Source organism: Collimonas fungivorans, assembly GCF_028292705.1.
GTDB lineage: Bacteria > Pseudomonadota > Gammaproteobacteria > Burkholderiales > Burkholderiaceae_D > Collimonas > Collimonas fungivorans_B.
This window is the reverse complement of the sequence record NZ_JAQGLV010000010.1, coordinates 1-10,612: the sequence shown is the minus strand read 5'-3', so window position 1 is coordinate 10,612 and position 10,612 is coordinate 1. Positions and strand designations below refer to the sequence as shown.

The window sequence follows — 10,612 nt, the reverse complement described above, 5'->3', positions numbered from 1 at the left end:
CCAGCGACATCACCCGCACCTTTCCGGTCGGCGGCCGTTTCAGCGAACGCCAGCGCGGCTTGTACGAAATCGTGCTGGCCGCGCAGCAGCTCGCCATCAGCGCCATGCGGCCGGGCGTCTCTTATCTGGAAGTCCACAAGCAGGCTGCCGGTCACATGGTTGCCGCCATGGCCAGGTTCGGTTTTTTTAACGGCACACCGGAGCAGGTGGTGGAGTCCGGCGCTTACGCGATTTGTTTCCCGCACGGGCTGGGTCACCAGATGGGCCTGGACGTGCACGATATGGAAGGCCTGGGCGAGACCCGGGTCGGCTACGACGCCAGCGTCAGCCGCAGCGAACTGTTCGGTCTGCGCAACCTGCGCCTGGCCAAGCCGCTGCAGGCAGGCATGGTGGTGACGGTGGAGCCGGGCATCTATTTCATCCCGGCCCTGATCCAGCGCTGGCAAGCGGAAGCGCGCCATAGCACGTTGATCAACTACGAGAAATTTGTCGAACACATGGGTTTCGGCGGCATCCGGATTGAAGACGACGTGCTGGTGACTGAATCGGGTGCAAGAGTGCTGGGCCCGGCCATTCCCAAAACCTGCGCCGAGATCGAAGCCTTGATGGCGGCTTAGGTGGTGGCTTGATTCAGAGTTACGGCAGGCGTTTTACATTCAAACTTGTGTTCCCCTTGTGAATCGTTGTTAAATGCATCAGTTTCACCATAACCTAAGGAAAGAGACCTATGATGAAAAGAAAATTGATCGCCAAGGCGGCGCTGCTAGCCGTCCTGTGCGCCACTGCCGGTTATGCGGCGGCGGCCAAGACCCTGGTGTTTTGCTCGGAAGGCAGCCCGGAGGGTTTCAATCCGCAGCTGTTCACTACCGGCACCACCTTTGATGCATCGTCGGTGCCGATGTACAACCGCCTGGTCGAATTCGAACTGGGCACCACCAAGCCGGTCCCGGGCCTGGCGGAATCGTGGACCGTGTCGGATGACGGCCTGACTTACACGTTCAAGCTGCGCAAGGGCGTCAAGTTCCACAGCAGCGCCAAGTTCAAGCCGACCCGCGATTTCAACGCCGACGACGTGCTGTTCTCGTTCAACCGCATGGGCGACGCCAGCCATCCGTATCACAAGCTGGCCGCCGGCCAGAGCTTCGGCTACTACCTGGACATGGGCATGGACAAGATCATCGACAAGGTGGAAAAAGTCGACGACAACACTGTCGTGTTCAAGCTGAAACATCCGGAAGCGCCGTTCATCGCTGACCTGGGCATGGATTTCGCGTCCATCCTGTCGGCCGAATATGCCGACAACATGAAGAAGGCCGGCACACCTGAAGTGATCGACCGCGAGCCTATCGGCACCGGACCGTTCCAGTTCGTCTCTTACCAGAAGGACGCCGTGATCCGCTACAAGGCCAACGATGCTTTCTGGGGCGGCCGTCCGAAACTGGACAACCTGATCTATGCCATCACCCCTGACGCTTCGGTGCGCTACGCCAAGCTCAAGGCCAACGAGTGCCAGGTAATGGCGTACCCGAAACCGGCCGACATCGAATTGATGAAAGCCGATCCGGCCATCACCATGATGACCAAGCCGGGCTTGAACGTGGGCTACATCTCGTTCAATGTCGAGAAAAAGCCGTTCGACAACAAGCTGGTGCGGCAGGCGCTGAACATGGCGGTCGACAAGCAGACCATCCTCAAGACCGTTTACCAGGGCGCCGGCGTCCCGGCCAAGAACCCGATCCCGCCTACGCTATGGGGCTATAACGACAAGATCAAGGACTACACCTACGATCCGGTCAAGGCCAAGGAATTGCTGGCCAAGGCCGGCTACCCGAACGGCGTCGAAGTCGAGATGTGGTACCTGCCGGTCACTCGTCCCTACAATCCGGACGGCAAGCGCATGGCCGAGCTGATTCAGGCCGACTGGGCGAAGATCGGCGTCAAGACCAAGCTCACTACCTACGAATGGACCGAGTACCTGAAGCGCAGCAAGCAGGGCGACCAGCACTCGATGATGTTCGGCTGGTCGGGCGACAACGGCGACCCGGACAATTTCTTTGCGCCGCTGCTGGGCTGTGAAGGCGTCAAGGGCGGCGGCAATACCGCGCGCTGGTGCAACAAGGACTACGAAGCGCTGATCCAGAAAGCCAAGCTGACGCCGAAACAGGACGAACGCGCCAAGCTGTACGAACAGGCCCAGGTGATCCTGCATGAAGAAGCGCCATGGATAGACCTGGCCCACTCGGTGCGTTTCACGCCGGTGCGCAAGGAAGTGATCGGCTTCAAGATGGCAGTGTTCGCGCATCACCACTTCGAAAAGGTTGACCTGGCCAAATAAGCACGGTCATGGTTTTGTTCTGATTAAGCCGCTCGCTGCAGGAAGCAGGGAGCGGCTTAAATTTACCGCTAGCAATCGACAGCGCTGTTGCTGTCATCTTTCATCGAACAGGTAACGCCAATGTTTGGATTTCTCCTGCGCCGTGTCGGTCTGGTCATTCCGACCTTTCTCGGCATCACGCTGCTGGTGTTTTTACTGATACACCTCATACCAGGCAACGCCGTCGAAGCCATGACCGGCGAGCGCGGCATGGACCCGGCCCGCTACGCGCAAATGGCGCACGACCTGGGCCTCGACCAGCCGATCTACATGCAGTACTTCAACTACCTGGGCAACCTGTTCAAGGGCGACCTCGGCATGTCGATCATGACCCACACGTCGGTGCTGAGCGAATTCAAGACGCTGTTCCCGGCGACGCTGGAGCTGTCTTTCTGCGCGATACTTTTTGCGCTGATCATCGGTATGCCGGCCGGCATACTGGCCGCCCTGAAACGCAACACCGTGCTGGATTATTCCGTGATGGGCGCTTCGCTCACCGGCTATTCGATGCCGGTGTTCTGGTGGGCGCTGCTGCTGATCCTGCTGTTTTCCGTAACCCTGGGCTGGACTCCTGTCTCGGGCCGCATCGATATCCTGTTCGACGTGCCGCCGGTGACCGGTTTCATGCTGATCGACAGCCTGCTGTCGGACGACAGCGGCGCGTTCAAGTCCGCGCTGTCGCACCTGATCCTGCCTACCATCGCCCTCGGCACCATTCCGCTGGCCGTGATTGCGCGCATGACGCGCTCGGCCATGCTGGAAGTCTTGCGCGAAGATTATGTGCGCACCGCGCGCGCCAAAGGACTTTCGCGGACCCGGGTGGTGGCTGTGCATGCTCTGCGCAACGCCCTGATTCCGGTGGTGACAGTGGTCGGCCTGCAGGTCGGCACCTTGCTGGCCGGCGCGATCCTGACAGAAACCATCTTTTCCTGGCCCGGCATCGGCAAGTGGCTGGTGGCGGCGATCCAGCGGCGCGATTATCCGGTGGTTCAGGGCGGGATCCTGCTGTCGGCGATCACCATCATCCTCGTCAACCTGGCCGTCGACCTGCTGTACGGCGTGATCAATCCACGTATTCGCCATCGCTCATGAACAACGCTACTGTTACGCCCGAAGTCAAACCTGCCGTGCAAACGCCATCCAGGCTGGCCGCGCCGCCGCATCCGCTGCGTGAATTCTGGGGCTATTTCAGCCAGAACCGCGGCGCCGTCATCGGTCTCGCCATCATCATCGCCATGGTGCTGGCGGCCTTGTTCGCCGACGTGATCGCACCGCATTCGCCGATCGAACAGTTCCGCCAATCGACCCTGGTGCCGCCGGTATGGCAGGCAGGCGGCAGCAGCCAGTTCCTGCTCGGCACCGATCCGGTCGGACGCGACATGCTGTCGCGCCTGATCCACGGCGTGCGCCTGTCGCTGCTGATCGGCCTGGTGTCGATTTCGCTGTCGCTCACCACCGGCGTGCTGCTCGGCCTGCTGGCCGGTTATTTCCGAGGCCTGGTGGAAATCGCCATCATGCGCCTGATGGATATCATGCTGGCCTTGCCGAGCTTGCTGCTGGCGATCGCCGTGGTCGCCATCCTCGGGCCGGGGCTGATGAATGCGATGTATGCGATTGCCGTGGTGATGCTGCCGCACTATGCGCGGCAGACGCGCGCCGCGGTGATCGGCGAGATGTCGCGCGATTATGTCAGCGCCTCGCGCATCGCCGGCGCCGGCACCTTGCGCATCATGTTCAACTGCGTCCTGCCCAACTGCCTGGCGCCCTTGATCGTGCAAGCCACGCTCGGTTTCTCTTCCGCCATCCTGGATGCGGCCGCGCTCGGTTTCCTCGGCATGGGCGCACAACCGCCGACGCCGGAATGGGGCTCGATGCTGGCCAGCGCCATGGAATTCATCCAGAGCGCCTGGTGGGTCGTGGCGTTCCCCGGCCTGGCGATCCTGATCTCGGTATTGGCGTTCAATTTGATGGGTGACGGCTTGCGCGATGCGCTCGACCCGAAACTGAAACGATAAGGCGAGAGATTCATCATGGCACTGTTAGAAATTAACCAGCTGCGGGTCGAATTCGGCTCGGCAGCATCACCGTTCACCGCGGTCGACGGCCTCGACCTGAGCGTCGAAGCCGGCGAAGTGGTGGGCATCGTCGGCGAGTCCGGCTCCGGCAAGAGCGTTACTTCGCTGGCGCTGATGGGACTGATCGACTACCCGGGCCGCGTCAAAGGCGAGCGCATGGCGTTCGACGGCCGCGACCTGCTGAAAATGCCGGAAAAGGAAAGGCGCAGCATGCTGGGCAAGGACATCGCGATGATCTTCCAGGATCCGATGACCAGCCTCAACCCGTCCTTTACCGTCGCGTACCAGCTGATTGAAACCCTGCGCGTGCACCAGGGCGGTTCCAAGAAAGAATTGCGCGCCAAGGCGCTGGCCCTGCTCAAGCAGGTCGATATCCCCGATCCGGAACGGCGCCTGGACGCGTATCCGCATCAATTGTCGGGCGGCATGAGCCAGCGCGTGATGGTGGCGATTGCGATCGCCTGCAATCCGCGTCTGTTGATTGCGGACGAACCGACCACGGCGCTGGACGTCACGGTGCAGGCGCAGATGCTGGAGCTCTTGCTGCAGCTGCAGCGCGACCGCGGCATGGCGCTGATGCTGATCACCCATGACCTGAGCGTGGTGGCCCAGACCGCGCAGCGGGTAGTGGTGATGTACGCGGGGCAGGTAGTGGAAACCGGCCGCGTGCCGGATATCTTCAACGGACCCCGGCATCCTTACACTCAGGCGCTGCTGGCGGCGCTGCCCGAGCACAATATCGGCCGCGCACGCCTGCAAACCATTCCCGGTGTGGTGCCCGGCCAGTACGACAGGCCCACCGGTTGCCTGCTCAGCCCGCGTTGCGCGTATGCGCAGGACCGCTGCCGCCAGGAACGACCGGAGTTGCTGGGAGCGGCGCAGGAACAGGTGCGCTGCCATTTTCCGCTGGACCTTGCGGGCCAGCCGACTAACGGCTGGTCGGAAATCTCCCGCAAGACACCCGACTTGATGCTGAGCAGTGGGACTGCATGATGATGAATTCGAATATGGAAACAATCGCCAATCCGGTGGTTTTGCTCGAAGCAAAAAACCTGGTCAAGCATTACAGCGTATCGCAAGGCCTGTTCAAGCCGAAGGCCACGGCGCGCGCCCTGGACGGCATCTCGTTCACCTTGCAGCCGGGCAGGACGCTGGCGGTGGTGGGCGAGTCCGGCTGCGGCAAATCGACCCTGGCGCGCCAGATCACGATGATCGAGCCGCCTACCGGCGGCGAGCTGTGGATGGACGGCGCCAATATCGCCGATGCCGACCACGCTACCCTGAAACGGGTGAGGCCGCTGGTGCAGATGGTGTTCCAGAATCCCTACGCCAGCCTGAATCCGCGCAAGAAAGTCGGGCAGATGCTGGAAGAGCCGCTGATCATCAATACCCGGCTCAGCGGCAAGGAGCGTGCTGACAAGGCGCAGGCGATGATGGCCAAGGTCGGCTTGCGGCCGGAACACTATGGCCGTTATCCGCACATGTTCTCCGGCGGCCAGCGCCAGCGGGTGGCGATCGCGCGCGCGCTGATGCTGGATCCGAAAGTGATTGTGGCCGATGAGCCGGTTTCCGCCCTCGACGTCTCGATCCAGGCGCAGGTGCTGAACCTGCTGATGGACCTGCAGCAAGCCAGCGGCGTCGCCTATCTGTTCATCTCCCACAACCTGTCGGTGGTGGAACACATCGCTGATGACGTGCTGGTCATGTACCTCGGTAAAACGGTAGAGCATGGCAGCAAAGAACAGGTGTTCAGCCGTCCCTTGCATCCTTACACCAAGGCTTTGCTGGCCAGCACTCCGCGCATAGATCCGGCGCAGCGGCAGCAAAAGATGATGCTGCCGGGAGAGCTGCCGTCGCCGCTGGCGCCGCCGCCGGGCTGCAGCTTCAATAACCGCTGCCCGCATGCGATCGAGCGCTGCCGGCAAGAAGTGCCTGTGCTGCGTCCGTTCGATGACAGGCTCGTGGCTTGCCATCGGCTGGAGGAAATCAGCTGACCGGGATTCAGGAGGCGCTGCGATGCAGCGTGATGTTGTGTTTCTTGAGTTTGTACTGCAGGGTCGCACGCGGGATGGCGCAACGTCGTGCGACTTCGGACAGGCTGGCATGCTCCTTGAGCAAACCTATCAGCAGCGTTTTTTCGTAAGATGAAATCTGCTCTTCCAGCGACAGGCTGCAGCCTTGGCCTTGCGTGTCCGGCACCGGTTCCGCCGGCGCGCTGTGCCCAGGCCGGGTATCGGCCGCATCCTCTCCTATCCAGATAGCCTGGAGTTCGTCGCCGGTTTCGCAGAAAATCAGGCTGCGCTGCATGACGTTTTCCAGCATGCGGACATTGCCTGGCCATCGGCAAGCCTGCAGCTGCCGCATGGCGGTAGGGGCGATCCGCTTGACCCGGCCGCCGGCGACGCCGCGATGCTTGTGCAGGAACGCCTCTGCCAGCAGCGGGATGTCGTCGCGCCGTTCCCTGAGCGGCGGAATCGACAACTGTCCGATGTTCAGCCGGTACAGCAGGTCGGGACGCAGCTTCCTGGCCTCGAGCATTTCCTGCTGCGTTTCGTTGGCCGCGGCGATGACGCGCAGGTCGGCCTGGATCTCCTTGTTGCTGCCGACCCGGCTGAATATGCCATCCTGCAGAACCCGCAGCAGCTTGCCTTGCACCGACCAGGGCAGGGAATTCAATTCATCGAGGAACAAGGTTCCCGAATTCGCCGTTTCGATCAAACCCTGCCGTTCCTGGGCGCCGGTGAAGGCGCCGCGAGCCGTGCCGAACAGGGTGCTTTCAAACAAGGTCTCCGGAATCGCCGCGCAATTCAGCACTACAAATGGCGACGGCGACGGCGCGCCAGCTCTCTGGCTGGACTGGTGCAACAGGCGCGCGAAGAGCTCCTTGCCGGTTCCCGTCTCGCCGCATACCAGCACGTTGACGCCGGCCTTGCCAAGCGCTTCAGCCTGGCGTATCAAGACCTGCATGGCGGGGTCTTGGCTGACGATGCCATGCCGGTATGCCTCCGGATTGCTTGAAGCGATGGCTGAGCCGCCGTCGTCGTTGCCGGCATCGGCCAGGTCGCGCGCGATTTCGACGGCGCCGACAATCGTGCCGCGCCGGTTCAGCAAGGGCAAGGTGGTATGGATCTGCTGCACCAGCCGGCCTTGCGCATTGACAAAGGCCTGGAAGGCTCCGGTGTAGCGCTTGCCGCGATGCAGGGCCTGCAGCAAGGTGCTGCTTTCCGCATCCATGGCAGGATAAATATCGAGCAGTGGATGGCCGACCGCGCGCTCGGCAGGATAGGCGTCTATCTTCGCGCTCTCCTGGTTGTAATAAACATAGTTGCCCTCGTTGTCGATGATGGCGACCGGCTGCGGCATCGCGTCGAACAGCTGGGAAAAAATCGCCAGTGCGCTGGCTAGTTCAGTATCCAAGGGAGGCGCTCCATGATCGGGTCATGGACAAGAGGATGAAGAAGTTTTGTCAATTCGTCAATTTTCCGTTAAGCCGACGAATAACCGGCATCCGCTGCGAAAAATATTCTTCCAATAAATCAGACGCTTACCTTGGGTTCTGGTTTGGCATAAAAGCTGCAATAGAGAGAGCGATGTTGTTGTCACCAATCGGTGGCATCGAATCTCATTGAGGGCAGCTTGCATGCGTGATTCCCGTTTTGATATTTTGTTTGAGCCGGTGCAGATCGGTCCGGTCACGGCCAGGAACCGTTTCTTCCAGGTGCCGCACTGCAACGGCATGGGCTGGACTCAGCCGCGCGCCCTGGCCGAGCTGCGCAAGGTCAAGGCGGAAGGCGGCTGGGCCGTGGTGTGCACGGAGGAGGTGGAAATCCATCCCAGCAGCGACTGCTCGCCGTTCAACGAGGGCCGTTTGTGGGGAGATGAAGACATTCCCGCACTGCAGCTGATGGCGGATGCGGTCCATGAGCACGGCTCGCTGGCCGGCATCGAACTACTGCACAAGGGCATGTCGAGCGCCAATTTCACCACGCGCGAAATCCCGCTGGGTCCTTCGCACCGGCCTGTGACCAGCACTGCGCCGATGCAGGCGCGCGCCATGACCAAGGCCGATATTCGCGAATTGCGGCGCTGGCACCGGGACGCGGCGCTGCGCGCCAGGCGTGCCGGTTTCGATGTCATCTACGTGTACGCATCGCACGATCTGTCCCTGCCTTTTCATTTCCTGCAAAGGCGCAAGAACGACAGGATCGACGAATACGGCGGTTCGCTCGAGAACCGGGTGCGACTGCTGCGCGAACTGATCGAAGATACGCGCGATGCGGTAGGCGACAGCTGCGCAGTGGCGGTGCGGCTGGGCGTCGATGAGTTGCTGGGGCCGGACGGCGTTTCCTGCGAAGCCGAAGGGCGCGACGTGGTCAGCCTGCTGGCGGAGCTGCCGGACCTGTGGGATGTAAATGTGAGTTCCTGGGCCAACGACAGCGCCACTTCGCGTTTCAAGAAGGAAGGTTACCAGGAGGAGTATGTGTCCTTCGTCAAGCAACTGACCACCAAGCCGGTAGTGGGCGTCGGCCGCTTCACTTCGCCGGACGCCATGGTGAGCCAGGTAAGGCGGGGGATTCTCGATTTCATCGGCGCCGCCCGGCCGTCGATCGCCGATCCGTTCTTGCCGCGCAAGATCGAGGAAGGGCGCATCGATGAAATCCGCGAATGCATAGGCTGCAATATCTGCGTATCGTCGGACCACAGCAACTCCAACCTGCGCTGCACGCAGAATCCCACCATGGGCGAAGAATGGCGGCGCGGCTGGCATCCGGAAACCATGCCGGAGAAAGCGGATGAAGGTTCGGTGCTGGTCGTCGGCGCCGGTCCCTGCGGCCTGGAAGCAGCGCTGGCCGCCGCCAGGCGCGGTTACCAAGTGACGCTGGTCGAGGCCGGCAGCGAACTCGGCGGGCGCGTGGTGCTGGAATCGGGTCTGCCGGGCTTGCGCGAATGGGCGCGGGTCAGGGACTGGCGGGTGACGCAGTTGCAGCGCATGAGCAACGTCGATATTTTCCGGGGCAGCAAACTGGCCGCCGCCGATGTGCTTGAATTCGGCGCGGCGCATATCGCGCTGGCCACCGGTTCTTTCTGGCGCCGCGACGGTATAGGACGCGCCAACGGGACGCCGGTTCCAGGCTTCGACCGGCACAATGTCAGGACTCCGGATGAATTGATGCGTGGCCATCTGCCGCAAGGCGCGGTGGTGGTGTTTGACGATGACCACTACTACATGGGCGGCTTGCTGGCCGAGCAGTGTGCGCTGGCCGGCAACCAGGTGGTCCTGGTCACGCCGGCGGCGCTGGTGTCGGCCTGGACCAGCGATACGCTGGAAGCCCTGGCGATATTGCGCCGCCTGCTGAAGCTGGGCGTCGAGGTCCATACCTACAGCAACGTCAGGCAGTTAAGCGAGGAAGCTGCGACGGTCGAATGCCAGCTTACCGGAAAGCTGCGAGAAATAGCATGCTCCACACTGGTCAGCGTGACAGCCCGCTTGCCTGCCGACGACCTCGCGCAGGAGCTCGCCGGCAGGCGGCAGGAGCTGGCGGCGGCGGGAAACCGCAGCTTGCGCACCATCGGCGACGCCTTCGGCCCCGGCACCATTGCCGCCGCCGTCTATCAAGGCCACCGTTTTGCACGTGAGCTTGGCATCGCTGCAGATAAGTTGGGTGGTTTCAAGCGCGAACTTCCCATCCTCCGGCAAGAGCTGTAATAATCAGCGCCATTGTTTTCATTGTTTCATTAATGAGTGAAATCGCACAAGGACCTGCCATGCAACTTATTGATTTGCCCAATCTCGACCAGCTGGTGGCCTTGCGGCACGACATCCATGCCCACCCGGAACTGGCATATGAGGAACACCGCACCGCAGAGCAAGTTGCCGCCACCTTGGAAAGCTGGGGCATTGCGGTCACGCGAGGAATCGGGAAAACCGGCGTTGTGGCGACCCTAAGCAACGGCAACAGCCGGCGTGCGATCAGCCTGCGCGCCGACATGGATGCCTTGCCGATGCAGGAAGAGAACACGATGCCGCATCGCTCGCGGCATGACGGCCGCATGCACGCCTGCGGCCACGACGGCCATACCGTGATGCTGCTGGCGGCCGCCTATCACTTGCACAGCACGCGCCGGTTCGACGGCACCGTCAACCTCATTTTCCAGCCAGCCG

The 10,612-nt window shown here is 61.8% G+C and carries 9 protein-coding genes; 8 read left to right on the top strand and 1 reads right to left on the bottom strand.

What is annotated here, in order from left to right; genetic code table 11:
* The 6 genes from JWQ61_RS00365 to JWQ61_RS00340 all read left to right on the top strand — a co-directional run.
* The coding region (locus JWQ61_RS00365; RefSeq protein WP_304358756.1) for a M24 family metallopeptidase at window positions 1-617 on the top strand (617 nt) is incomplete at its 5' end.
* Window positions 618-730: 113 nt separating this feature from the next.
* Complete coding sequence (locus tag JWQ61_RS00360; RefSeq protein WP_304358758.1) at window positions 731-2,335, top strand: ABC transporter substrate-binding protein; 1,605 nt, start codon at window positions 731-733, stop codon at window positions 2,333-2,335.
* A 120-nt stretch (window positions 2,336-2,455) separates the two neighbouring features.
* Entirely contained in the window at window positions 2,456-3,466 is a 1,011-nt protein-coding gene (locus tag JWQ61_RS00355) for an ABC transporter permease subunit (RefSeq protein ID WP_304358755.1), read from the top strand.
* Entirely contained in the window at window positions 3,463-4,389 is a 927-nt protein-coding gene (locus JWQ61_RS00350; protein WP_304358754.1) for an ABC transporter permease subunit, read from the top strand. The genes JWQ61_RS00355 and JWQ61_RS00350 overlap by 4 nt, the downstream gene beginning before the upstream one ends.
* Before the next feature lie 15 nt (window positions 4,390-4,404).
* Window positions 4,405-5,442, top strand: coding sequence for a dipeptide ABC transporter ATP-binding protein (gene dppD / locus JWQ61_RS00345; protein ID WP_304358753.1), 1,038 nt, complete (start codon window positions 4,405-4,407; stop codon window positions 5,440-5,442).
* Between the two features lie 2 nt (window positions 5,443-5,444).
* Complete coding sequence (locus JWQ61_RS00340) at window positions 5,445-6,443, top strand: peptide ABC transporter ATP-binding protein (protein ID WP_304358757.1); 999 nt, start codon at window positions 5,445-5,447, stop codon at window positions 6,441-6,443.
* Window positions 6,444-6,450: 7 nt separating this feature from the next.
* Here the strand turns inward: JWQ61_RS00340 and JWQ61_RS00335 are convergent, their stop codons facing one another.
* Window positions 6,451-7,866 carry a sigma-54-dependent Fis family transcriptional regulator gene (locus JWQ61_RS00335; protein WP_304358752.1) on the bottom strand — a complete coding sequence of 472 codons (1,416 nt, stop codon included), beginning with the start codon at window positions 7,864-7,866 and terminating at the stop codon, window positions 6,451-6,453.
* Window positions 7,867-8,089: 223 nt separating this feature from the next.
* Between JWQ61_RS00335 and JWQ61_RS00330 the strand changes: the two genes are divergently transcribed.
* Both JWQ61_RS00330 and JWQ61_RS00325 read left to right on the top strand, forming a co-directional pair.
* Window positions 8,090-10,156 (top strand): FAD-dependent oxidoreductase, encoded by a 2,067-nt coding sequence (locus JWQ61_RS00330; protein WP_304358751.1) that lies wholly within the window; start codon window positions 8,090-8,092, stop codon window positions 10,154-10,156.
* 59 nt (window positions 10,157-10,215) lie between these two features.
* Window positions 10,216-10,612: M20/M25/M40 family metallo-hydrolase (locus JWQ61_RS00325; RefSeq protein WP_304358750.1), on the top strand; the 397-nt coding region annotated here is incomplete at its 3' end.

What these genes read in the sequence shown, in the direction of transcription:
- JWQ61_RS00360 (WP_304358758.1), top strand. Translation starts at nt 731, where the DNA reads ATGAAAAGAAAATTGATCGCCAAGGCGGCGCTGCTAGCCGTCCTGTGC.
- JWQ61_RS00355 (WP_304358755.1), top strand. Translation starts at nt 2,456, where the DNA reads ATGTTTGGATTTCTCCTGCGCCGTGTCGGTCTGGTCATTCCGACCTTT.
- JWQ61_RS00350 (WP_304358754.1), top strand. Translation starts at nt 3,463, where the DNA reads ATGAACAACGCTACTGTTACGCCCGAAGTCAAACCTGCCGTGCAAACG.
- dppD (WP_304358753.1), top strand. Translation starts at nt 4,405, where the DNA reads ATGGCACTGTTAGAAATTAACCAGCTGCGGGTCGAATTCGGCTCGGCA.
- JWQ61_RS00340 (WP_304358757.1), top strand. Translation starts at nt 5,445, where the DNA reads ATGAATTCGAATATGGAAACAATCGCCAATCCGGTGGTTTTGCTCGAA.
- JWQ61_RS00330 (WP_304358751.1), top strand. Translation starts at nt 8,090, where the DNA reads ATGCGTGATTCCCGTTTTGATATTTTGTTTGAGCCGGTGCAGATCGGT.